The sequence below is a fragment of the Aerosakkonema funiforme FACHB-1375 genome, from assembly GCF_014696265.1.
GTDB lineage: Bacteria > Cyanobacteriota > Cyanobacteriia > Cyanobacteriales > Aerosakkonemataceae > Aerosakkonema > Aerosakkonema funiforme_A.
This window is the reverse complement of record NZ_JACJPW010000073.1, coordinates 15,137-37,623: the sequence shown is the minus strand read 5'-3', so window position 1 is coordinate 37,623 and position 22,487 is coordinate 15,137. Positions and strand designations below refer to the sequence as shown.

General features: G+C 44.1%; 22 protein-coding genes. 12 read left to right on the top strand and 10 right to left on the bottom strand.

All coding sequences use genetic code 11. The annotated features are described in order from the left end of the window. Positions 1-133: 133 nt before the first annotated feature. Both H6G03_RS24415 and H6G03_RS24410 read left to right on the top strand, forming a co-directional pair. The gene (locus H6G03_RS24415; protein ID WP_199315461.1) at positions 134-667 is read left to right on the top strand and encodes a rhodanese-like domain-containing protein; all 534 of its coding nucleotides are present in this window, start codon (positions 134-136) and stop codon (positions 665-667) included. Positions 668-673: 6 nt separating this feature from the next. Further along, positions 674-1,405 (top strand): TIGR04283 family arsenosugar biosynthesis glycosyltransferase, encoded by a 732-nt coding sequence (locus H6G03_RS24410; protein WP_190469899.1) that lies wholly within the window; start codon positions 674-676, stop codon positions 1,403-1,405. Between the two features lie 135 nt (positions 1,406-1,540). Here the strand turns inward: H6G03_RS24410 and H6G03_RS24405 are convergent, their stop codons facing one another. The 5 genes from H6G03_RS24405 to H6G03_RS24385 form a co-directional block, all read right to left on the bottom strand. Continuing rightward, on the bottom strand, positions 1,541-2,248 hold the full coding sequence (locus H6G03_RS24405; protein ID WP_190469897.1) for a DUF547 domain-containing protein: 708 nt from the start codon (positions 2,246-2,248) through the stop codon (positions 1,541-1,543). Positions 2,249-2,590: 342 nt separating this feature from the next. After that, the gene (locus tag H6G03_RS24400) at positions 2,591-2,986 is read right to left on the bottom strand and encodes an ArsR/SmtB family transcription factor (RefSeq protein ID WP_190469893.1); all 396 of its coding nucleotides are present in this window, start codon (positions 2,984-2,986) and stop codon (positions 2,591-2,593) included. Between the two features lie 230 nt (positions 2,987-3,216). Further along, complete coding sequence (gene petC, locus H6G03_RS24395; protein ID WP_190469888.1) at positions 3,217-3,750, bottom strand: cytochrome b6-f complex iron-sulfur subunit; 534 nt, start codon at positions 3,748-3,750, stop codon at positions 3,217-3,219. Positions 3,751-4,067: 317 nt separating this feature from the next. Continuing rightward, on the bottom strand, positions 4,068-4,892 hold the full coding sequence (locus H6G03_RS24390) for an SDR family oxidoreductase (protein ID WP_190469886.1): 825 nt from the start codon (positions 4,890-4,892) through the stop codon (positions 4,068-4,070). An 18-nt stretch (positions 4,893-4,910) separates the two neighbouring features. Beyond that, a complete protein-coding gene (locus H6G03_RS24385; RefSeq protein WP_190469882.1) occupies positions 4,911-5,396 on the bottom strand; it encodes a glutathione peroxidase in 486 nt (161 codons plus the stop codon). A 204-nt stretch (positions 5,397-5,600) separates the two neighbouring features. Between H6G03_RS24385 and H6G03_RS24380 the strand changes: the two genes are divergently transcribed. Beyond that, on the top strand, positions 5,601-6,062 hold the full coding sequence (locus H6G03_RS24380) for a regulatory protein RecX (RefSeq protein WP_190469879.1): 462 nt from the start codon (positions 5,601-5,603) through the stop codon (positions 6,060-6,062). Positions 6,063-6,400: 338 nt separating this feature from the next. Here the strand turns inward: H6G03_RS24380 and H6G03_RS24375 are convergent, their stop codons facing one another. Both H6G03_RS24375 and H6G03_RS24370 read right to left on the bottom strand, forming a co-directional pair. Further along, entirely contained in the window at positions 6,401-6,898 is a 498-nt protein-coding gene (locus tag H6G03_RS24375; protein WP_190469877.1) for a DUF4385 domain-containing protein, read from the bottom strand. Positions 6,899-6,912: 14 nt separating this feature from the next. After that, positions 6,913-7,365 carry a ribosomal maturation YjgA family protein gene (locus H6G03_RS24370; RefSeq protein WP_190469874.1) on the bottom strand — a complete coding sequence of 151 codons (453 nt, stop codon included), beginning with the start codon at positions 7,363-7,365 and terminating at the stop codon, positions 6,913-6,915. Between the two features lie 185 nt (positions 7,366-7,550). On the opposite strand from H6G03_RS24370, the gene H6G03_RS24365 reads away from it, so the two are divergent. From H6G03_RS24365 to H6G03_RS24340, 6 genes are all read left to right on the top strand, one after another. Further along, positions 7,551-7,787 carry a hypothetical protein gene (locus tag H6G03_RS24365; protein WP_190469871.1) on the top strand — a complete coding sequence of 79 codons (237 nt, stop codon included), beginning with the start codon at positions 7,551-7,553 and terminating at the stop codon, positions 7,785-7,787. Between the two features lie 30 nt (positions 7,788-7,817). Next, positions 7,818-8,711 (top strand): tellurite resistance TerB C-terminal domain-containing protein, encoded by an 894-nt coding sequence (locus H6G03_RS24360; RefSeq protein ID WP_190469866.1) that lies wholly within the window; start codon positions 7,818-7,820, stop codon positions 8,709-8,711. Between the two features lie 110 nt (positions 8,712-8,821). Next, positions 8,822-10,150 (top strand): ATP-binding protein, encoded by a 1,329-nt coding sequence (locus H6G03_RS24355; RefSeq protein WP_190469863.1) that lies wholly within the window; start codon positions 8,822-8,824, stop codon positions 10,148-10,150. A 57-nt stretch (positions 10,151-10,207) separates the two neighbouring features. Continuing rightward, positions 10,208-10,726 (top strand): DUF4365 domain-containing protein, encoded by a 519-nt coding sequence (locus H6G03_RS24350; RefSeq protein ID WP_322111964.1) that lies wholly within the window; start codon positions 10,208-10,210, stop codon positions 10,724-10,726. Continuing rightward, positions 10,723-11,262, top strand: coding sequence for a hypothetical protein (locus tag H6G03_RS24345; RefSeq protein WP_190469860.1), 540 nt, complete (start codon positions 10,723-10,725; stop codon positions 11,260-11,262). Before H6G03_RS24350 ends, H6G03_RS24345 begins: the two co-directional genes overlap by 4 nt. Before the next feature lie 178 nt (positions 11,263-11,440). Further along, positions 11,441-12,454 carry a hypothetical protein gene (locus H6G03_RS24340; protein WP_190469857.1) on the top strand — a complete coding sequence of 338 codons (1,014 nt, stop codon included), beginning with the start codon at positions 11,441-11,443 and terminating at the stop codon, positions 12,452-12,454. Positions 12,455-12,607: 153 nt separating this feature from the next. Here H6G03_RS24340 and H6G03_RS24335 read toward each other — a convergent pair whose 3' ends face one another. Next, on the bottom strand, positions 12,608-12,838 hold the full coding sequence (locus tag H6G03_RS24335; RefSeq protein ID WP_190469854.1) for a bromodomain-containing protein: 231 nt from the start codon (positions 12,836-12,838) through the stop codon (positions 12,608-12,610). 234 nt (positions 12,839-13,072) lie between these two features. Then, entirely contained in the window at positions 13,073-14,500 is a 1,428-nt protein-coding gene (locus H6G03_RS24330; RefSeq protein WP_190469852.1) for a serine/threonine protein kinase, read from the bottom strand. Positions 14,501-14,766: 266 nt separating this feature from the next. Here H6G03_RS24330 and H6G03_RS24325 point away from each other — a divergent pair, with 266 nt between their 5' ends. Both H6G03_RS24325 and H6G03_RS24320 read left to right on the top strand, forming a co-directional pair. Further along, positions 14,767-16,974 carry a DEAD/DEAH box helicase gene (locus tag H6G03_RS24325; RefSeq protein ID WP_190469847.1) on the top strand — a complete coding sequence of 736 codons (2,208 nt, stop codon included), beginning with the start codon at positions 14,767-14,769 and terminating at the stop codon, positions 16,972-16,974. 300 nt (positions 16,975-17,274) lie between these two features. Continuing rightward, positions 17,275-19,518 (top strand): lytic transglycosylase domain-containing protein, encoded by a 2,244-nt coding sequence (locus H6G03_RS24320; protein ID WP_190469844.1) that lies wholly within the window; start codon positions 17,275-17,277, stop codon positions 19,516-19,518. A 124-nt stretch (positions 19,519-19,642) separates the two neighbouring features. Here H6G03_RS24320 and H6G03_RS24315 read toward each other — a convergent pair whose 3' ends face one another. Further along, complete coding sequence (locus H6G03_RS24315; RefSeq protein WP_190469929.1) at positions 19,643-21,517, bottom strand: AAA-like domain-containing protein; 1,875 nt, start codon at positions 21,515-21,517, stop codon at positions 19,643-19,645. A 150-nt stretch (positions 21,518-21,667) separates the two neighbouring features. Between H6G03_RS24315 and H6G03_RS24310 the strand changes: the two genes are divergently transcribed. After that, positions 21,668-22,453 carry a hypothetical protein gene (locus H6G03_RS24310; RefSeq protein WP_190469841.1) on the top strand — a complete coding sequence of 262 codons (786 nt, stop codon included), beginning with the start codon at positions 21,668-21,670 and terminating at the stop codon, positions 22,451-22,453. Positions 22,454-22,487: the final 34 nt, after the last annotated feature.

Sequence of the window (22,487 nt, the reverse complement as noted above, 5' to 3'; positions counted from 1 at the left end):
TTGTTCGGGCGCAAAAATGACATTAGTGCCGATCGACTTACAATTCCTAATTTTTAAAGTAGCGTTTTGGGAAAAGCTTCCACCTCATTCGATATGGTGAACTGAAGCTCACCCTATTTGTCTACCCGATAGCATGATGGACTATATTTGCAGTAAAATGTTTCTGCTTGGGCGATCGCTTGTTTTTAAACTGCTTAAATTTGCGATCGGCTACAAAAAACCCCATGTTTGCTGGTTAACTACCAAAGAATTGGCGAATTGGCTGGAAAATAGCGCCCAAACGCAGCCAATTATCATTGATGCTCGCAGCGAGGCGGAATACGCCGTCAGTCATCTCAAAAATGCTCGCCGAATAGATGCGATCGCACCCAATTTAGCCTTACTTCCAGACATTTCCAGCGATACCCCCATTGTCGTATACTGTTCTGTCGGTTATCGCAGCGCAAATATTGCCCAGCAACTTCAACAAACCGGATTCGATCGCGTTTATAATTTGCAAGGTAGTATCTTTCAATGGGCAAATGAAGGACGACCAATTTTTAAAGACGATCGTCCTACACAGTTCGTACATCCCTATAATGCTATTTGGGGAAAACTACTAAAATCCCAATACCGCTACAAAAAAGCAGAGGGGCAGAGGAGCCCAGGGGCAGAGGAGGATTCTTAATTACCAATGTCAAAAGTTTCCATCATTATTCCTACACTCAATGAAGCAGCCTCTTTGGGTAGCACCTTGCGTTGCTTGAATGCCCTTTCGCCGAATGCTTGGGAAATACTCGTTGTCGATGGTGGCAGCGAAGATGAAACTGTTGAAATTGCCAAAGCAGCTAATGTCCGCCTTCTTACTTGTGACAAACGCGGACGCGCAATTCAGATGAATTGCGGAGCCAAAGCTGCAACGGGAGATATCGTTTGCTTTTTACACGCAGATACCAGAGTACCCGACGATTTGATAACAGTTATTGCGGCAACTTTAGCAGACAAAAAAATTGCCTGTGGCGGATTTATTTCCATAATGGTAGGTCAAAATATAACCAGATGGTGGATATCTCTACATAATTATCTCAAAACTTACTACGCTCCCCTGCTGTTCAAGCCGCACCTATTTTTTAGGGGATTGCGACTTTTATTTGGCGATCAAGTCATGTTTTGCCGCCGGAATGACTTTTGGGAATGTGGCGGCTTTGACGAAAATCTTCCCATTATGGAAGAGGGAGATTTGTGCCTCAAGCTGGTGCAGAAGGGTCAAATTCGCTTGGTAAATCGCATCGTGCAAAGTTCCGATCGCCGCGTAGCGCGTTGGGGCGCTCTCAAAGCTACTGCCATATACCTTTATATTGGCTTTTTGTGGGGTTTTGGTGCTTCGGCAACATATTTGAAACAGTTTTATGAGGAAATTCGTTAATTAGGGGCTAGGGGTTAGGGGTTAGGGGCTAGGGAAGAGGGAAGAGGGAGGACGGAAGAGGGAGGAGAGAAGAGGGAGAGGGAAGAGGAGGAATTTTTGAATGATTGACTTTCCCTAGCCCCGACGCCCTAATCCCTAACCCCTTTTTTCCATTTGATTCAGGTTCCAATCATAGTAGAGATAACTTATGGATGTCGCATCTGTCAGAGGAACATCGGTTTCGAGGTAAGAACGAATATACTCTTGCACCGATCGAGCAAGTTTGAGAAAATCTTGGCGATACCACTTAAAAATTTTGCTACAGTAAAGAGTTGATGTTTGGGAGTCGTAACGAACTTTATCGGGATTATTAATAAACCGACGAGCATCTTCATCTAACTGCTGTTGTACTGTTTCCGGCCAATAAGCATTATTTCGCAACAAAGGGCAGCCAATGGAAGCGCAGACGATCGCAAAATGAATGCGCGGATCTTGAAACTTTTTCCGCAGCATCTTATGCTCGATTTGAGAGAGGCTGTAGCGCCGACCTGAAAAGCGATAAGCTGGGCGATAGAAAAACCACAAGAAAGCAAGCCAGTTGGGTATACCGAGAATCTTAGGCAGAATAGAATCTATCGGATAACGTTCCAAAATCGTAGAAATTGTCAAGGCATTGTAGAGGTTTATCCATAATGCTAATTCTACATTTTGGTTGTCATCGAATTTAATGTTTTGTGGATCTAAACTCGCTAACCACTCCGCAAGAGCTTGGGGTTTTTCCCTTTTCCAAGCTTGATAGTCTACACGACCTTGTGTATCCACATACTGGCGCAGTAGTGCATCCCAAGGGGCAAAGTCAATCATAGAAATTGTATCGAATTAATTCGTTTTTAATAACCACAAAAATACATTCCTCCCCTTCATTTAAGTTTGCCGTTCTGCCTTGTGTAACGAGAACCTCGAAAGAATTACCCTCGTAACCTGGCCCCCAGAAAACAACAACCGGAATAGCACCCGCTTTCAGTTGAAAAGCACCTACCGGTCGGGAAATTCCCGGTTCGGCTTGGTTGCTGGCCAGGTTGATGGCTGGGCGTTCTTGCTCGCTCGGAAAGAAGTATTAGATAAATACTACTAGATTAGGAGCTTCTGTTAAAAGGACGGCTCCACTAGCAATAACAGTAAATGCCTCTAGCTCGCACACTCTCTTTAGAAAAATTTGAGTTCTTCTATGTGCTGATTTTTTTTCTCAATTTGTGCCAACAAGGAGCCACACACCAAATCGCACAGTTCAAACAGGAAGGGATTAGAAATTTCATAGTAGACGCTGACTCCCACCTGCGTGCGAGTCACTATCCCCCCTTGAGCTAACAGCTTCAAATGCTTGGAGACATTAGCTTGCCCTAAGCCGGTTTCTTCGATAATTTGCGTAACGTTTTTTGGCCCAGTTTTGAGACAGCAGACAATTTGCAATCGACTGACTTCTGATAACACCTTGAAAAAGTCTGCTACGTAGGCTAAAGCATCTGGGGATAGTTTTGACATTTGGCGTTGTTGCGAGGGGGGTGCGGATTGCGATCGCTTTTTCAAGGAATTGCTAGCCATAGAGAAGTACTTGGGGCTAATAATGTTTTTTTAATTTTATGACTTATTCATTATATTACTACATAGAACTTAGCAGCCTGCACCTAAGCGTCAAAATGCTGACGCTATTAAGTAAGTGGGCGTCAATAAACCAAAGATAATTTGCAGGCTGGGCAGTACCAGATCTGTGTTCGAGGGCTACAGCTATTTTGGTGCGTACTGCCCACCTACGTTTAATTTTGCAAAAATTACTAAACCCACCAAGGCGTTTCCCCAGTTCGGGGGTCTATTTCCGTCCAAGGAGATATCCAAATGCTATTGTCTTTCACAGCAACCCGAACCAATTTGAGAGGGAGAGGAGCTGGCCCTCTGACTACAGAACCATCAGAACTATAGCGCGAACCGTGGCAGGGACATTGAAATTGTCGATCGATTGCGTTCCAAGGAAAGGTGCAACCCAAATGAGTGCAGTTATTCACAATTCCCACGCTGTCGAGAGTGCCGTCAGGTTTAACAGTTAAGTAAGTGGGTTCCCCAGCTAACCCCGCAACTAAAGCGCGAGTGTCGGCAGGTTCTGCTAAAATTTGGCTGGCTGGAATCGCATTACCCAATATATCCTTAGCAAGGATAGCTCCACCTTCACCGCTTTCTACTGGTGGGATAAAGTATTTTCCTACAGGATAAAGTGCGGCGGAAGCAGTAGTGGCGATAACAGCACCAGTCATAAAATTGAGCAACTGGCGGCGAGACATTGAAGGACTTTCTACGGGAAAGCTGTTTTCCATTTTTTATGCTCCTGAATTTTTGATGGTTGTCTGAACGGATACCGAACAAGCGTCGATACTCAAAACCTCGAACAAAGTGCTTGAAGCAAGCACCAATGAGGTCATGTCTAAACCGACACAACAGCTTGTACTTTGGTGAATATTGAAAGTTGTGTTCTATGGGATGGCTAAGAGTAGGCAACCCCATAGAGCGTTTCCAGCTAGTTAGGAAAATTTACAGTGCTTATTTAAGCATATAACTATATAGTGAATTAGTCAATGAACGTGGAAGAATAACCTCCCCGTATCGGGGAGGGCGGCTTGACTTTCCGAACTTTCTAGAAAATCATCTGGGGTTGAATCAACTGATAACCCGCCGTTTTGAGCTTTTGATTCGACACCCGTGCGTTATAAGGGCGGGCGCTTTTCTGGGAAGCATCCCATGTAACTGGGGGTAAATTGTGCTGTGTAAACAAGCGATCGAGCAGTTCTCGACTGGGCAGATGTGCATCATCGACTAGGTTGTAAATACCTTGCAGTTGGTGCTTTCTGGCAAATTCGATCGCCCCTACAATATCATCGAGATGAATCCAATTTGTGATATCATCGCCATTACCCGGACGAGTTGTACCTGGGACTCGTCCAAATATCTTTAGCAGTTCCCTACCAGGCCCATAGATTCCGCCCAATCTGAGGATACAAACGCTCGTGTTTCGATCGGATGCAGATAGCAAAACTTGCTCAGTTTGAGCGAGAATTTCACCATTTTGATTGGCAGGTGCAAGGGGTGATGATTCATCTACCCATTCCCCACTTTTGTCACCGTAAACCGAATAACTCCCGGTATAAATAAGCTGACGCACAGTGGGAATTTCTTTGAGTGCGGAAACTATGGTTTTGGCGGTGTGCAGATAAGTTTCTTCATACAGGTTCGCGCTTTTAGCGCCAACGCTTAAAAGCACAACTTCCACATCTTGCAGCACCGATTTTAGATTCGCTGCATCATTACCGTTGACTACGGCAACTTTTTGGGCTACTTCTTCCAGTTTTGCCACTCGATCGGGAGTGGTTGTGGTTGCGGTGACAAATAAACCCAATTCTTGACGCCAGTAACGGGCTACAGCATAACCCACATAACCGCAACCAACGATCGCAACGCGCATGACTATTTTTGTCCTCTATTATTTGGCTAATTCCCGCTCAATTGCTGCGATCAATTCCGGTGCATCTGGCTTGACGCTGCTGCGGAAACGCGCTACTATTTCTCCTTGCTTGCTGACCAGGAATTTCTCAAAGTTCCAAGAAACATCTCCGGGTGGATTAACTGCTTTGGTGAGTCGATCGTAAAGCGGATGCTTTTTATCTCCAATAGCGTTAACTTTGTCGAACATTTCAAATGTGACGCCGTAATTTTTCGTGCAAAAGCTCATAATTTCGGCGTTGCTACCGGGTTCCTGCGCCCCAAAATCGTTACAGGGAAATCCCAGAATGCGTAGTCCGGATTGTTTGTATTTTTGGTTGAGGTTTTCCAGTCCCGCATATTGGGGTGTGTAGCCGCATTTAGAAGCGACATTGACTAAGAGCAGGACGTTTCCCGCGTAATCGCCGAGTTTCTTGTCGGTGCCGTCGATCGTCTTTACTGCTATGTCTGAGATTGTATTGTTCATTTTAGATATCCTCCTGGGGCATTTTACCACAGGTTAGTTAGGAGTTACGCAAAAGTCATAACTACTTTTTCAAAGTGGGATAAGCGGGGATTCGACGTATTTTTTAATATATAAAACCCGGATTTAGTGAGATTGTTATGTTAAATTAGGAAAGGGAGTGAGTCTCTACACAAGAAGTTTTGTCTAATAAAGAGAGTGCAAGAAATGAATTGCAACGAGTACTTTTTAAAACTTTTGTCCCGGCGAGATTACAGCGCTTACGAGCTGCACAGGAAAGGGAAAGAAAAGGGGTTTGATGAGAGTGCGATCGCAGATGCTATCCAGGAATTACAAGAAAAAGATTACCAGTCGGATACTCGCTTAGTCGTCAGCTTAATTGCTTCATCTCAAGGCAAATACGGGAAAGCCGCTATCAAGCGTAAATGCTTGGAAAAAGGAATTCCTAGTGATGTGTTTGAGCAAGTATGGCATTCCGAAGTCGAAGAAAAAGAAGATGGCAAAACGAGCGATTTGGCGCAGTTGAAAGCTAAAGCGATGCGGAAATACCACATTGATGATTTTCACAAAATCGATCCGAAAACTAAAGCGAAATTGCTCAATTATCTAAACTACAGAGGTTTTAATGGTTTTGACATTTTGCGGCAGTGGCAGCAGGAAGAGGTATAGCAAAAGTCACCCGATTTTGGATTTTGGATTTTGCGCGAAGTGGGCGTCTTGGCGGTTCCCGTCACGATGCCCACCTTCGCAAGAGAGGATTTTGGATTAGCTCCGCCTTAAAAGGACGGAGCTTGAAAGAAAAATTTTTTTGATGATTCCCCGTGAAATGGGAGGCTTGAAACCCCTTTTTTTCGGTCAAAAGTCAAAAGTCAAAAGTCAAAAGTCAAAATCAAATGCTTGCTGTGAATTGGATCTGGCGTTTTAGGATGCCCTAACCGCCCTGGCGGTTGTTATAAAACCGATTATCGCAGCGAATTTTGGATAATAACTTCCCCTGTCTTTAGTATTTAATCCGATTCGTGTATCTGTTTGTGTTTTTCTAGAAGCTGGAGATATTTCTCGTTTGTTTTTGCCTGCATCCATTTTTCTTTAAAGATTGCGGCTGACTCAGCTTTTACCGGATCGGGTTCATTTGGCAATAGGTTTTTTCTGGCTTGAAGTTGTGCGGCTGGGGAAGTTTCTTTTTGGGGGTTTTGCTTGTATTTTCGACCGCTTTTGTGATTCGCATATCGGCGCGATCGCGTATAACCCATCTGTAGAAATTTTCGCGCCATATCTGCGCCGACAAAATCATCTTTATCGAGATACTCTAAAAACATCTGGTAGATTTTGTCGGCAGATTCCCTAGCAAGCTCAGGTGTTTTGAATCGCCAGTGAGGCAGAATTTCTCCTTTGTACGGTTCTACCAAAAGTACTCCTTGCTCGCCTTTGCCAACTCGATAAAGTTCGGGGTCAGCGCGAAAGTCGATGTTTTTAAAGTCCAAGGTGTAATCAAATGGCTTCATCAGTTCGATCAAAATTAGTTGCTTCTGGGAGTGGATGGGTGATTTTTCGATCGCAGCACCTCCACTTTCAGTTTACGCACCCAGAGAAAACCCAGCATACATCCTATTGCATAAAACAGAAAATCTTCCCACACAAAAGAATAACCCAGAAACAGACGCCCAAACAAAGTGGCTCGGAGCGCTTGTAAAAACGGGGGTTTCCACAGCTGGAGAAATTCGATCGCACTATTAAAAATGAAAACCCCCAAAGCAGTCCAAACGGGGTCGGCTTGTGGCCAGACCAAAGTCAGCAGCAGAATCAAAAATATTTGGTATAAAAAATCTCCACAATAATTGTTAAGCCACTCCTGTCCCGGCCCAGAGTAGAATTCACAGGTCAAACCCACCACAAAGATAGGGATGATGCTAAGCAGCAGGGCGACTCGATAGTTAAAAAAGGGATGTTTGCGGGAAAATGGGGATGTCATACTAAGCTAATGTGATTCATTTCCGCGTACACCGGGAGAATGTTAAGATACGGACACATCTACCGAAACAAGCCTAGCACAGAGGAAGTCGGCATCGTGGTGTAAAATTTGTTGTAATTTGATAATAATGTTTTAGTCCGAGCAGTTTTTTTGACTGCCAGCGTTTGTACAAACTCAATTGCCACATGGATACATATTTAATTCATTTTGTCTACTACGCATCCTTTGAACATAAAAACAATGGCGCACCTGATGAAGATAAAGAGTGGATAAAATCCTACAAGATTATCCCCAGAGTTGGGGATTGCGTTTTGAAAGAGGGAGAATGGTTCCAGGTTGAGAGAGTTTTCCTTTATCAATCACACGCGAAAGGTATCGATGCGTTGGCTCAATGCTCCTTTTATAGCAGCGATACGGAATAACCCGAACTACAGCGTTTTGTAGTTGCAAAGTTGAGGCTCGCGCCACCAGACGATCGGCAATTAGCTATGTTAAAAAATCGGTGGCTTCTGGTTTCAGTCGCCTTCTGTGTGAGTTTTGTTCTTAGCCTGCTTTTGAAGCAAGATATCAAAGCAGCATTTCTGGCAGCTTTAATAGCTGTACCCGCTAGTTATTGTGGAACGATCGCCGTAAACTGGCAGCAGAGAATACGGCGAAAACGTGTTGTCACCGCTCTAGAGGTAGAAATTCGCCAATTGGAAAATTGGGGAATCGAGCTGTACGATTACCTGGAATTGATGGCAGCGGAACAGCAGAGAACAGAGATTCAAATAAGTTTTTTGAAAAGACAGTTGAATCAGCTGTACGTGCAAACGGGAGAACAACAAAGGTATAAGCAGCAGCTCGATCGCGAATTAGTTTATCTGAGCGAACAAAGACAGCTTCTCGAAGAAGAAGTTCACCAATGGGAGACGCAACTTTACCACCTGGAACAACAGAAAGAAGAGTTGGATTTGAGTTTGCGATCGCTGCTTGCAGAAAAACACAAAATAGAAAGCGAGTTACAACTACAAACAGTCGCATCGCAAACCGAAACAACCCAGACAGAAACCGACGCCGAACCATCTGCAACAATCCCTGACGAATGGATAGACTTTGTGGCACAATTGACAAACTCAGAGCTTCAGGTACTCAAAGCAATAGTAGAGTTAGAAAATCCCAACGCAGAAATTAAAAAAATCGCCGAATCCTACATAACCATGCCAGAATTGTTAATTGATGCCATCAACGAACGCGCTATAGCTACAATTGGCGATATAATTATCGAACAAGGATCGCTTTTTCCTGTAATTCCCGAAACCGAGTATTTGGCAAATATTAGGGTGATTCTCAAACCCAAGGAATAAACAATTAGTAAGGTGGGTTAGGTGCAAACCGTAACCCACCATTCAAACAAATTGGCGGTGCGTTACACTATCTTTAACGCACCCTACAACTAGCACCTAATCTAAAACATATGGCAAAATTGAAAATTCCCAAACGAGTTTCCACTACCTTACTCAGTTCCTTAAGTGCGGGAGTCGTCCCTAGAATTGGACTCGAACATATTGCTGTCGGTCGCGAAAAAGAAATGGCAGCACTATTACAAGACCTAGAAAACATAGCCGCTGGCGGTGCAGCATTTCGCTTCGTTGTCGGACGCTACGGTTCCGGCAAAAGTTTTCTGCTGCAACTGATTCGCAATCACGCAATGGAACAGGGTTTTGTAGTAGCTGATGTTGACTTATCCCCAGAACGCCGACTAGCAGCAACAGACGGTCAAGGCGTAGCCAGCTATCGGGAATTAATGCGAAACATCGCCACCAAAACTCATCCCAACGGCGGTGCTTTAGGATTAATTTTAGAAAAATGGATTAGCAGCATTCAAACTAAAGTTGCCGAAACTAGCGGAATGCGACCAAACGATACCGGCTTCGATGACCAAGTGGAATCGACAATTTTGGCAGCAGTAAAAAATATTGAAGGTTTAGTTCACGGATTTGACTTTGCCACAGTTGTGAGTAACTATTGGCGCGGCTACCGATTGGATGACAAAGATAAAAAAGACGCCGCACTGCGTTGGCTGCGCGGGGAATTCGCCACCAAAACAGAAGCCAAAGCGGCGCTGGGAGTGCGGGTAATTATTGACGACGATACCTGGTACGATTACGTCAAACTGGTTGCCAAATTTGCTGCCGATATTGGCTACAAAGGACTGTTGATGCTAATTGATGAAGCCGTGCATTTATGGAAGATAAGCAATGCAGTTTCGCGACAGAATAACTACGACAAACTACTGGCAATGTTTAACGACACCATGCAGGGGAGAGCGGAACACCTTGGTATTATTGTAGGTGGAACGCCTAAGTTTTTGGAAGATCCAAAACGAGGACTTTTCAACGATCCCGCATGGACTAGACGCACAGCCAAAAGCCGTTTTGTGAAAGCGGGTTTGCAGGATAATTCTGGCCCGGTTATACAATTGGAAACTTTAACTCAGCCAGAAATATTGCAGCTTTTGCAACGTTTGGCTGATGTTCACGCCACTCACTACGGTAGCGAAAAGAAACTGACAAACCGGGAATTTGATGAATTTTTGCAAGAAGTGATTAGTCGCTTGGGTGCGAATGCCTTGCTAACGCCGGGAGAAATTGTGCGAGATTTTTTGAGTGTTTTGAATATCCTGCAACAGAATTCAGAAATGTCTTTCGAGCAAATAATTCACGGTACTGGTTTGCAGCTTTCCTCGGCTGTAAAAAAATCTAATGGGGATGAAGATGGCGAAGTTGCTGAGTTTACTTTGTGATATTAATTTTACCTGTAGGGTGCTTTCCCTGGCACCCTAGCGTAGAGTTTGGCAAAAGTGGTAGAGGTGCAGCGCCGCGTGGACATCAACCAGCAAAAAGAACAGTTCAGTAATGCTTATTTACAGGCTGTGGCATCAGTAGCAGGCTATTCTCTCTACAAGCCAGCGGTAGACGATGATAGCGTAGACTGGGGGATTGCTGCTAGGGGTGGAACAGGACGTATTCGATCGCCTCGGCTAGAATTGCAGTTAAAATCTACTTCAAGGGATGTTCTCGACGACAGCTATGTTAGATACCCTCTCAAGCTGAAAAACTACGATGAATTGAGAATGGATAACTTTGCCATTCCGCGAATCTTAGTTGTAGTTTTACTCCCCGAAAATTTAGCTGACTGGATACAACAGTCCGAACAAGAACTTTGTATAAGGTATTGCGCGTATTGGCTGTCACTCCGAGGAATGCCTCAGACACAAAACACGGCAACGGTGACAGTTTCCTTACCCAGAAGTAACCTATTTACAGTCTCAGCCCTTCAGTCCTTAATGCAACTTATTAGTCAAGGAAGTCAACCATGAAAGTAACAGTACGAGATAGCGAAACTCTTAAAACTATAGAACCCAGCCAATTGGCTGCTTACTTGCAAACCCACGGCTGGTATGAAGATGGCTCGTTTTTGGATAATGCTACTATTTGGCTTTATAAAAAGGATGATGTAGATGAATTTGAAATTTTGTTACCTAATCTGAAAAGTTTGGGAGATTATGCAGCTCGTATGAGTGATGCTCTTTCAACGCTAGAGGTAGTAGAAAAGCGTTCTCAACTTGATATTTTAAGCGATTTGCTCACCAGCGCTTCCAATATAGAAATTCAGGGAATGGTAATTGAAATAGAAGAATTTAATTCTACTGGGATTGTCACCCTGATGGGAGTTGTTGTGGGAAAACTCCGCAGAATCAATGTTGAGCTAAGGCAACCAGAATACAACCTAGCAATTAAAGCTTATGAGCAGCGTTTGCCAGTTATATGCACTGGTGATTTGATTAAAAAAGATAGCTTTTTTGTACTGAATAATCCACGTAATTTCGCGATTTTAAACGCAGCGATACGTTGAAAAATCTACGCAGGATGTCTTTCATTCCTGGTTTCACGGTGCGAGTTTGCACCTTTTATTGGCCAAAATAACCTCGAAATATAGTAACATCAAATTGAAACAATGAAAGTCAATAAATTTAAGCATTATTGTTTCATACATGATGGTATAATGGGGAAAGTATTTCTGAGAGTTAAAAATGATGAATGATTTTTCAGAAAACTTAATTTGTCGCTACACCTTCAACGCCCAACATCTCATAGAATCCCATCCACCAAAGCTACATAACAACAACAAAAAGATTGTTTACCAAATCGCCTGCCCTCCCGGTTCTGTACACAATGGTGAGTTGGTATTCTCACGATGGCGTGCAATGCCATTATCGCCAGTTTCTCTTTTCCCAAACTATGAAACAGAGTTTGAGGAGCAAAAGGGTCACTTTAATTACGAGCCATCAAATCACAACAGTAACCAAGTTGAGTGGTATCTTAATTTCGCCCATTCCGATCTTTTTTGTGCATACGGGGGAGGATTATTTGCTCAGGATGAGATGCAAGTTGCCGAACATCCTGCTCTAGGTTCGCTTCGAGAGGCTTTGCTAAGTGCCAAGATCGAACCACTAACTGTAGAGAATGGAGAACCAACACCTGTCGTGATTCGCGGTGTTGAACGGCGGTGTGCGATCGCAACTAATGCAGATGCAGAACATGGACGACCTTTTGGACTTTATGGTAATAACTTTGCACGAGCTACAGCTGATGCGATAAGACTAGCAACAAAACCGATCGATCCACCTACCATAACTAATATTATTGCGATGGAAGCTCCTCCAGGAGGTTATGGCTATTACAGTTATGAAGATATTGAGTATGTGCTGACAACGGCATTCACTGGATTTTCAGCAGCCAGAATTGAATCTCACTTAGAACGTCAAGAGCCAATTGTTATTATTCACACTGGTTTTTGGGGATGTGGAGCTTATGGAGGTAATCGAGTCTTAATGGCTCTTTTGCAACTCCTCGCTGCTCGTCTTGCACAGATAAATCGTTTGGTATTCCATACAGGCGATACTACAGGATCGCAAGCTTTGGCAACTGCTCGACAAATTCTCGATCGGGATTTAGCAATTGGTGACTCCAGTATTCAAGTATCTGACTTGCTGACTGAGATTTATGCCATGAAATTTCAGTGGGGCGTTAGCGATGGAAATTAGGAGCGCAAAGCTGGAAAACACGCCGAGATTATTGAACTATTAAAACAAGCGGGTGCTACTAAGTCGTGAGCTTTCAGGTATTGTGGAATTTATAGGGGGAAATTTAGACGATCGCTCTTTTACCAAACTCAACCAAAAGTGCTTTAGCTAAGGTTATACCTTATTAATGTCTGCTTGTTCTCCATCAGGAACAGCACGAGGCAGTACAGATTTTTCATCATCTGGAATCGTTATCGGTACGCCTAAATACCTGCGTGCATTTTCTTCTGCTAGTTTGCGATCGCTTTCGCTGTCAAACTGACTTTCATCTAGCAAAGATGGGCTGCTTGCGGCTTCATCTTGAGTTGGCGGACGGCCATTTTTCCATTTGTAGTTAAAGTCCATAATTTAGTCAACCAAACAATTTACCATTTTTAAATTATAAAGTTCGATCGCGATCGGTACTTCTATTTTTTGGCATATTAAACAGTAGAGTACGCTTGTTATATTATGTCGATCGGCATACTCCTTTAGAATGGAAAATTTTGGTTATAGTCTCCGTTGAGTTCGCCAAATTAACCTCTAAGTTTCGTACTTGATAAACAAGCTCAATTTCTCGACTATTTCGTGGAAATAATATTAATCTCTAGTAATCGGTAAGCCCAGCCAGTCGCTGAGTTCTTGAGCTAACCACTCAATCTCTGGTGTAGTGAGAGGGAAAGCATTTTTAGTAGAAAGTTCGTACTTTTTCATCTCAGACCAAATTATCAAATATGGGTTACGCTCAAGGTTAAGATAAATGTCTTGTCTTCGCTCTATATGAGTAATATTTTGTCTTGAACTTGGGGACGGATTATAACGCCTAATTCCAAACAAATTGTAATGCAAAGAAATTTCCTGATGATCGATCGATAGCCGCATTTGGCCGAAGGTTGCCATCAATATATTCCAAATACCGGAGACTACTAAAGCTAATACAGCTAATACAAGTGAAATTAATCCTATCTTTAAAAATAAAGTTCCTGTTTCGATTATTAGCATAGCTATAGGTAGTAAAGCTAATCCAGCAATAAGTGGAAATACAATTATACTTGCTAATATACTTTGATTAAAAACTGAAAAAAAACCTGCTGGTAAAATAATAATTTCTAATAAATTAGCGGTTTTATTCAAAATAACTTTACTGCCAGGAGGCTTTTTAGTGATTACCCGATCGCTCTTTTTATGCGTAGCATTTTTCGTTTTATCTAAAGCTTGCAAAGCCTCTTGTGCAGAAGCCAAACGTTTACTTGAAATCGGTTCTGTCATCCATTTTAGCCAATCAGTCAAACCAAGGCTAATATTAGCTGCTCGTTCAAATTCAATTCGTAAATCTGTTTGAGGTAAATCGGTTGGATGTTGACCAGTTACCAGATAAATTAAAGTAGCTCCCACACTATAAAGGTCAGAAGCAGGAGTTGCCCTACCGCTAAATTGTTCCGGCGGCATATAACCGTAAGTTCCCACTACAGTCATAGTACCACCTCTTTTAGAGGCCAGAGTTTGCACCGAGCCAAAATCTACCAAATAAACCTGACCGACACTATTACCAGAGCGATTAGTTAATAAAATATTGCTAGGTTTAATATCGCGGTGAATTACTGGCGGCTGTCGCCCGTGCAGATAAGTTAAAATTTCTAAAATACCTTTAGCTAGTTGCTTAACTTCTACTTCGCTGAAGCTACGTCCCGCTCTCAGTTGTTCTTCTAGAGATTGTGCTTGAATATAACTTTGTACTAAAGCAAATCCTTTAATATTTGGTGAATCTATTTCAAAATAGTCTAGGTAGCGGGGAATTCCAGGGTGAGAGAGTGCTTTGAGAGTTTCGGCTTCTCTTTCAAACAACTTCAAATCATCCCAGCCAAAGTTATTATCAAATAACAATAATTTAACCACTGCTAATTCTCGCGTTTCGAGGTCGCGTGCTAGCAGGGTTCGTCGTCCCGCTTTTTTGCCCAGTTCCCGTTGCACTTGGTAGCGATCGCGCAGCGTTTCTTGTGGAATATCACCCAATCCCAGACCTGTCATTTGTCGCACTTCAGAGGTTTGTAATTTATTTAGCTAATACCTCTTTGCCTCTGCTACCGTAAGATTACTGAATCTAACAATAAATATGATACTCATCTATGATATTTAATTTATTATTATATCATTACATTAGGTTAAGTTTAATTGGTGAAATTCATATCGAATTTCATTTTAATAAACAAGGCAGAGCCTCGAAAATTTCGCTCCCAGGTAGAACCTGGGAGCGAGAAAAGGTGAGAAATAAGTAAATCCAGAATCTAAAATTTATGAGTCCTTTTTCCCGTCTAGCACCATTCATCCAAGAATACATCTACAACAACGGTTGGAGCGAATTAAGAGCAGTCCAAATCGAAGCCTGCCGAGTTATCTTTGAAACAGACGCTCACCTATTAATTGCCGCTGCAACAGCTTCCGGCAAAACCGAAGCAGCTTTTCTGCCAGTGGTGACATTATTGCACGAAAAACCCGCCACAAGCATCGGCGTTTTATACATTGGCCCGATTAAAGCGCTGATCAATGACCAATTCGATCGACTCAACGACCTTTTGAAAGAAGCAGATATTCCCGTTTGGGCTTGGCACGGTGATGTATTGCGAAGTCGCAAAGAAATGATGCTCAAAAATCCCCAAGGCGTTCTACAAATTACCCCCGAATCTTTAGAAAGTTTGCTGATTAACAAAAAACCTCCCGAACTGACTCGCCTGTTCAATGACTTGCGGTTTATCATCATTGATGAAATCCATGCCTTCATGGGATCTGAACGCGGTTGTCAGATTCTCTGTCAGTTAGCGCGGTTATCGAAATTTGTGAAAAACACGCCCCGCCGAATTGGTTTGTCAGCAACGCTTGGCGATTATTCGTCAGCTGAAGAATGGCTGCGTGCCGAAACTGAAAATCCAGTTATTACTGCTAATATTAACGATAGACAGCGTACAGTTCACTTGGCTTTAGAACATTTCTATACTCAGAAACCCTCCGAGAAACCCGGTTTCTCTAAGAAACCGGGTTTCTTTGAGGATTTCTACGAAAGTCCCCATTACAGATACATTTTCAACCTTACCAAATCTCGCAAATGTCTGATTTTTACTAACAATCGCGCCGAGACAGAATCGGTTATTTCTAATGTGCGTCAGATTGCCTACGCGGAAGGGTTGCCGGATATTTATCACGTCCATCACGGCAGCATTTCTGCCAAATTGCGCGAAGCTGCTGAGGAGGCAATGCGCGAAGCAAATACCCCGGCTGTCACGGCTGCCACAGTCACTTTAGAAATGGGAATAGACCTGGGTCAATTACAGCGAGTAATTCAGCTTAACGCACCTTTTTCAGTATCCAGCTTTTTGCAGAGATTGGGACGTACTGGCAGACGAGGTGACCCCGCCGATATGCGCTTTATTTGCACTGAAGAAGAACTATCCGATGAAGAATCGTTGCCAGAACAAATTCCCTGGCAATTGCTACAATGTATTGCCATTATTCAACTTTATTTAGAAGAAAGATGGATTGAACCGATCGAACCCACGCAGTATCCTTTGAGTTTGCTGTATCACCAAACGATGAGTATTTTAACAGCAGCGGGGGAACTTTCACCAGCTGCGCTTGCCGATCGCGTTTTGACTTTGCCCAGCTTTAGCGCTATTTCCAAAGATGATTTCCGACAATTCTTGCGTTACCTAATCGATATCGATCACATTGAGCAAACAGAACAAGGTGAGTTAATTGTAGGTTCAAGTGCGGAAAAAATTGTGCGTTCTTTCCATTTTTACGCTGTCTTTGCCGAACAGAAAGAGTACATCGTCAGGGATGACTCGATGGAAATTGGCAGCATCATTATGCCGCCGTCTGTGGGAGGGCAGTTTACTTTGGCGGGTCGGACTTGGGAAGTTTTGGATATTGAGCCAAAAGCAAAAACGCTTTGGGTAAAGCAAGTTGAGGGAATGGCGAGTATTGCTTGGCGCGGTAGCAGTAGCGCTAATATTCACACCCGCATTTTGCAAAGAATGCGACAGGTTCTGTTTGAGGATGTTGAGTATAGCTATTTGCAAACGGGTGCGAAGGAAAGACTAAAGGCGGTTCGTCAATTAGCTAGAAATGCGGCATTGAATAAAAGTAATATTTTATCGTTAGAAGGTAAGAGTTGCTGTATTTTTCCGTGGATGGGTACTGTGGCTTATCGCACGCTAGAAAGATTGCTAAATGTGTTTGGTCGGGAGTATTTAGATATGAGAAGTATTGGCGGTTCGCCACCTTATTTTTTAACCTTAAAAGTTGGGAAAAGCCGACCGGAAGATATTCGAGATGCTATTGTTGAGCTTTGTCAGCGGCAAATTAAGGCAGAAGATTTGGTAAATCCGCAAGAAGCGCTCAAATTACACAAGTATGACGAGTTTATTCCTCCGGATCTGCTAAGGCAAGCATTTGCCGTCGATTATCTGGATATGGAGGAACTAAGAAGTATTGCGATCGGTTGGTAGTCACGATCGAATGACTTCCGCGTAACGGCACTAGCCTCTTTCCTTTCTGTTGTTAAACTTGTAGGGTTTAAATAAGCGATCCCCGCCCCGCCATCAAGGGGAAGTAGGCGATCCCAGCCCACAGTCGTACAACCCGGACTTCGCAGATGCAGGGATTTCCATCCCATTGATATATCCGTATATCCCTGTGTTGTTCGCAGTTTCCTTGTTGAGCCTGCGAGCCGTAAATTCCAGACAGGGTTGCTGACTCTGGCTCAACTATCTAAAAAAACAGATGGATTTCTGTCGCCACGAGGCTCTATGAGAAAAAGTTCAGGTTTAAAGTCCCGTTACAATCTATCAAGGCAGAAGCAAGACAGACAACAAATTGCAACTGTTCTCAGTGTCGGGCTGTGTGTGGTGCTGGTTGCAGTACCCCTGTTAGAAGCAAGATACGGTCGGGGGCTAGCGCGAAGAACGATCGCGTGTCTGTTCTCCAAAAAAAGCCGCGAAACGACGGGATATCAAAGCGAAAAGAGGGTTTTCTCGCTGGCGCTGATGCAGCCGGAGAAACGGGTAGCTGAATTAGAAGCGATCGCCAACGGGGACGGCTCCCGCGAGGGTGCTAGAGCCCGTTATCTGCTGGCATCAGATCTGATCCAACAGCAGCAGGGACAAAAAGCGCTGGACTTGTTAGAAGGATTGGAGTGCGACTACTCTCTTCTGGGGGCGCAGGCGATCGCCAAACGCGCCCAAGCTTATCAAGTCATGGGCGATCGAGATAAAGCAACTGCCGAATGGGAGAATTTGCTCAAATACTATCCCGACACTCCCTTGATGCCAGAAGCTCTGGTGGGGCTGGGCAAGACGAAACGAAACGATTGGGACATAGCGATCGCCAAATACCCCAGCCATCCCCGTACCCTGGAAATGGCACGCTTGTGGCTCAAAGAGAAACCCAATCAGAGAGATTTGATGTTGTTGCTGGCAAAGTATGCCTCCGACACCCCAGGAATCAGCGAGGTGCTGGATAAGTTGCTCGCCCTACCTGGGATGGTAGACGGAAAACCGGTTGACCCCCTCAAGCCAGAAGACTGGGAAGCGATCGCTCAAGGCTACTGGAACGACAAAAAATACGGCCAAGCCAGCGCCGCTTATGCCAAAGCGCCCCCCACACCCCACAACGCCTACCTTGTCGCCAGGGGACTCCAGCTAGCCCAGAAGCAGAAAGACGCCAATCTCGCCTATAAAAAAATGGTGAGCGACTTCTCCAAAGCCAAAGAAACCGGCACCGCCCTAGTTGAGATCGGCAAAATAGAACCCTCGATAGAGGCGGTGCCTTATCTGGAGCGTGCGATCGAACAATTTCCCGACTCTGCCCCGGAAGCGCTGCTAGTAAAAGCCGAAGCTTTAGACAATCTCAATAATGCCCGCGCCGCAGCCGAAACTCGCCAATTATTGCTCACCAAGTATGCCAATTCCGATGCAGCTGCACAATATCGGTGGAAAATTGCCAAAGCCAAGGCAGATGCTGGAGATTACCAGGCGGCACTCCAATGGGCCGAGCCAATCCTCACCCAAAGCCCCAACAGCGAAAATGCTCGCGAGGCAGGTTTTTGGGCAGGCAAATGGGCCATGCGACTCGGACAGAAACAGCAAGCGAAAGCAATTTTTGAGCGGGTTGTGGCACAATACCCGCAATCTTACTATGCTTGGCGTTCTGCCACCTTCCTGGGTTGGGATGTGGGAAACTTTAATACCGTGAGGGAGATGACGCCTCAACTAGCGCTCCTCGCCGAACGCCCTTTACTGCCAACTGGCTCTGATTCATTGAAAGAACTATATCAGCTGGCGCAAGATCGAGATGCTTGGGCACTCTGGCAAGCGGAATTTAAAAACAGACTCAAACCAACGGTAGCCCAACAATTTACCGATGGTCTCCTGAAAATGGCAGCAGGGGATTATTTATCGGGAATTTCTGAAGTGGCGACGCTAGAAGACCGAGAAGAGCCAGCCGATATAGCTGAATTCAACTCTCTTAAGCAACAACCGATTTTCTGGTACGCTCTATATCCTTTTCCGTACCAAGAAATTATCGAAACTTGGACGAAAAAACGCGAGATCAATCCTTTGCTAGTGGTTAGCCTCATCCGCCAGGAATCCCGATTTATGCCGAATATTAAATCTTCTGCCGGTGCTGTTGGCTTAATGCAGGTGATACCGGGAGTTGCAGCTTCAGTAGCCAGAATAATCAACCTCAAGGAATATAACTTGGAAAATCCTGACGACAACGTTAATCTGGGCACATGGCTTTTGTTTGAAACTCACCAAAAATATACCAATAACTCTGCCTTCGCATTGGCTAGTTACAATGCCGGTTCGGGTAATGTATCCAAATGGCTCAAACAGAAAGAATTTACCGATCCGGATGAATTTATCGAAAACATTCCTTTTCCGGAAACTAAAGAATACGTGAAGCAAGTGTTTAGCAATTACTGGAATTACCTGCGCCTGTACGATCCCAAAGTTGGTCAGCTAGTTGCTAATTCAGTAAGTCAAAAATAAGGGATTAGGGGTTAGGGGCTAAGGGCTAGGGGGAGCGGGTGAGCGGGTGAGCGGGTGAGTAGAAGAATAAATCTTTCCCTTTTCCCCTTTTCTCCTTTTCCCCTTTTCCCCTAGTCCCTAGTCCCTAGTCCCTAACCCCTTCTTCACTGAGTCGATCGCGAAAATATTGCTCGTACAAACGGCATCTGGCAGTGCAATTATTGCCATCCAGCTTTACCAGACCCATACTGTTTAATTTAAACGCTAATTCCGATCGCAATCGCACTCCTGCTGAAGCAGTCACAACCTCTTTCATCGCTTCTAACAAATCTGGATATTTTTCTAAATTCCACAAATGTCGCCGTAGATGATCGCTATAAATTCCCGCTTCTGTGGCAGCTTCTTCCACCACTCGATCTAAAGTGACATCTTCACGGGCAATATGATACATAGCCAGTCGAACTAAATAGGGATGTCCTCCTACTAAATTCATTAATTTTTCTACTTGCTGGGCATTCCAATCTAGTCCGTGCCGTCTCGCCAATTCTTGCATTTGCTGCCAGTTAAACTCCGGTAAATCTATGGGCAATCCCACATTAAAAGGCGATTTATTGATATCCAATGGAATGTAAACTTCGGTGGAATGTACTACTATTAAGCGAAATTTTTGCCAGATTTCGCGTCGTTTGGCTTCTTCGTGCAACGCTCGCAACAAACCAAAAAAGTCATCGGCAATTTCTGGGGATTCAAATACGCGATCGACTTCATCCAAACCTAAAGTTAAAGAAGTCGAAACCTCTGATAGCAAGCACTGTTCAAAATAAGCTTTGCAACACAGGTTGCTACCAATAATATCTGCTAATTCCCAAGCTTTACTCAAGTGTTCCAGCATTCCCAACTCTTGTCCGATGCTGGCACAAAACCACTGCAAAAATGTATCGGAATTGGTAAAAACCCGTTTATTTGCTAACTGAAGACTTAAGGCGATCGTGCGAGAGCCTTGTTTTTCTGCTCGCGCCAAAATCCTCGCCATCAGAGAAGTTTTACCCATCTGTCTGGGCGCTTTGATGCGGATGAGCGCCCCTGGTTGGGAGATCGTCTCGTAACAGCGCGTTTCGATGGGAGGACGATCGATATAAAAGCTAGATTCACCTCGCACTTGCCCTTCTGGTATTTCTGGTGCGGCGACCGGTAGAGGAGGAGAAGGGGGGAGACCTGGAGTGAGGGAGTGGGGGAGATTTTCGCTTTTGTCAATACTCAGTCCCCAATCTCCCGTTTCTTCCGTGGCCCAGTTGACGGCTAATTCGCGATCGCTACTCAGAGAGCTGCGTCCTTGTGCCACTACACTGAGAATTTCGGATACTACGGTCGAAGTATCCTCGTCACCGCGCCATTGCCACGGCTGACTTTGTTGCAAAAGTTGCCACAAATCAAACGGTAGGGGCATCGCTTTTGAAAGGCTTTTCGGCGATAAATCCAGCCATATCGGTAAAATTGCTGGTTTTTGAGCTAAATAGTTGCTCTTGCCTGCTTGCTCTCTGCGATTTGTTAATTCCTTGGCGACGCGCACCTCTTCCAATAGGATTTCGCTGACAGCAGATTCAAAAGACAACAACAATACCAAGTAATCGCAGACCTTTAAATATTCTTCTGGCGGGTGATTTTTTTTGGCCATGAAAACTTCGTGTCCCGCAGCACTCAAAGCTTGCTGCAACTGCTGGGCGAGGCGGAAGTCTTCAGTGCGATCGCTAATCGCAACTTTAGCATTAAGCTGCGGTATTTCATCATCATCGGATTTATCGGAAAAATCCGCTATATTTCGCCACTCTTGCCCCAAAACATGACAAATTTCCTGGAAATTCGCATAATCGACAGGTCTGCCATTGAGGAAGTTGCTGACGGTGGATTGAGCTATCCCTAAATTCTCGGCGAGGACTTTTTGACTGGGAAAGCCGTTTCTCAGAAGAGACGACTTGACTGTAGGAATGCACTGGGGGCGAACTTTTAGCGATCGCGGCATTGCTGCGCCATCAGAAAATACACTTCTCACATCTTAAATGCCAGCCTCACCGAAAGTCGATGAGAAGTCGATGAGATCTCGAAGAAGTCGGTCAAGAACTCAGTCAAGCATCCGTCTAAATAGAAAATATCAAGAGTTTGGACAATAGCCATGCAGCTTAACAACAGAATTGATTCATCGATCGTTACCATGAATAGTTCTGCACTGGCAATTCGCAAATCAGGCGGAAATGTAACTCCTAAAAATTGGCAATCCTTAATCAAAGTTACGTTAGGCGGTGTCTACTTAGTACTGATTCTGGCTTTACCAGCAGCAGCTTGTGGTTCTTATCGTATGAGCAATTTTGAGTTTGGTTCTCTGCTGTTTGTACTGCCGGCGATCGTATCATTTTATGGCTATGGAATCCCTCTGCTTACCATCATTCTCATCGAAGCTTATATTTTGCACAAACGAGAATCGATTCCTTACTTGAAAGCTTGTGGATTTACGACTTTAGCAAACATATTTTACTTGCTAGCTTGCTTTGTCAGTTACGCATCTTTTTTCAGTCTATTTTTCCCGATATCTATAATTAGCTCGGCTATATCTGCGGCGATGTGCCTCTCGTTTTGTCAGCGCACAGGGTACTTAAAAAATATTAGCCAACGGATGTTTATTTTATTGGTTTATCTATTCTTTATGGGATTAGGCGTTGCCAGTTCAGTAATGGTGGAATCGATAAGTGCTTCCGCCGAGCGCAATGTGCTTTATGCAGTGACAGCAGGGATATTACTGATTGGATTTATCTTTGGTTTTGTGGCGAAAGGTTTTGCGATCGCACGCAATCTCCGCGAAAAACGTCCCAGTCTTGCAAGTACCGTCATGTCAATGCAAGTAGGCTCATTTCCGATTGTGGCGATCGCCTATTACATGATGCAAAATCAACAGTGGTTTTGATGAAAAGCAATAACAGTTAAAATTTTGTGACGAA

Bases quoted from the DNA above. Each gene is read 5' to 3' on its own strand.
- H6G03_RS24415 (WP_199315461.1), top strand. From the start codon at position 134: ATGATGGACTATATTTGCAGTAAAATGTTTCTGCTTGGGCGATCGCTT.
- H6G03_RS24410 (WP_190469899.1), top strand. From the start codon at position 674: ATGTCAAAAGTTTCCATCATTATTCCTACACTCAATGAAGCAGCCTCT.
- H6G03_RS24405 (WP_190469897.1), bottom strand. From the start codon at position 2,248: ATGATTGACTTTGCCCCTTGGGATGCACTACTGCGCCAGTATGTGGAT.
- H6G03_RS24400 (WP_190469893.1), bottom strand. From the start codon at position 2,986: ATGGCTAGCAATTCCTTGAAAAAGCGATCGCAATCCGCACCCCCCTCG.
- petC (WP_190469888.1), bottom strand. From the start codon at position 3,750: ATGGAAAACAGCTTTCCCGTAGAAAGTCCTTCAATGTCTCGCCGCCAG.
- H6G03_RS24390 (WP_190469886.1), bottom strand. From the start codon at position 4,892: ATGCGCGTTGCGATCGTTGGTTGCGGTTATGTGGGTTATGCTGTAGCC.
- H6G03_RS24385 (WP_190469882.1), bottom strand. From the start codon at position 5,396: ATGAACAATACAATCTCAGACATAGCAGTAAAGACGATCGACGGCACC.
- H6G03_RS24380 (WP_190469879.1), top strand. From the start codon at position 5,601: ATGAATTGCAACGAGTACTTTTTAAAACTTTTGTCCCGGCGAGATTAC.
- H6G03_RS24375 (WP_190469877.1), bottom strand. From the start codon at position 6,898: ATGAAGCCATTTGATTACACCTTGGACTTTAAAAACATCGACTTTCGC.
- H6G03_RS24370 (WP_190469874.1), bottom strand. From the start codon at position 7,365: ATGACATCCCCATTTTCCCGCAAACATCCCTTTTTTAACTATCGAGTC.
- H6G03_RS24365 (WP_190469871.1), top strand. From the start codon at position 7,551: ATGGATACATATTTAATTCATTTTGTCTACTACGCATCCTTTGAACAT.
- H6G03_RS24355 (WP_190469863.1), top strand. From the start codon at position 8,822: ATGGCAAAATTGAAAATTCCCAAACGAGTTTCCACTACCTTACTCAGT.
- H6G03_RS24345 (WP_190469860.1), top strand. From the start codon at position 10,723: ATGAAAGTAACAGTACGAGATAGCGAAACTCTTAAAACTATAGAACCC.
- H6G03_RS24340 (WP_190469857.1), top strand. From the start codon at position 11,441: ATGATGAATGATTTTTCAGAAAACTTAATTTGTCGCTACACCTTCAAC.
- H6G03_RS24335 (WP_190469854.1), bottom strand. From the start codon at position 12,838: ATGGACTTTAACTACAAATGGAAAAATGGCCGTCCGCCAACTCAAGAT.
- H6G03_RS24330 (WP_190469852.1), bottom strand. From the start codon at position 14,500: ATGACAGGTCTGGGATTGGGTGATATTCCACAAGAAACGCTGCGCGAT.
- H6G03_RS24325 (WP_190469847.1), top strand. From the start codon at position 14,767: ATGAGTCCTTTTTCCCGTCTAGCACCATTCATCCAAGAATACATCTAC.
- H6G03_RS24320 (WP_190469844.1), top strand. From the start codon at position 17,275: ATGAGAAAAAGTTCAGGTTTAAAGTCCCGTTACAATCTATCAAGGCAG.
- H6G03_RS24315 (WP_190469929.1), bottom strand. From the start codon at position 21,517: ATGCCGCGATCGCTAAAAGTTCGCCCCCAGTGCATTCCTACAGTCAAG.
- H6G03_RS24310 (WP_190469841.1), top strand. From the start codon at position 21,668: ATGCAGCTTAACAACAGAATTGATTCATCGATCGTTACCATGAATAGT.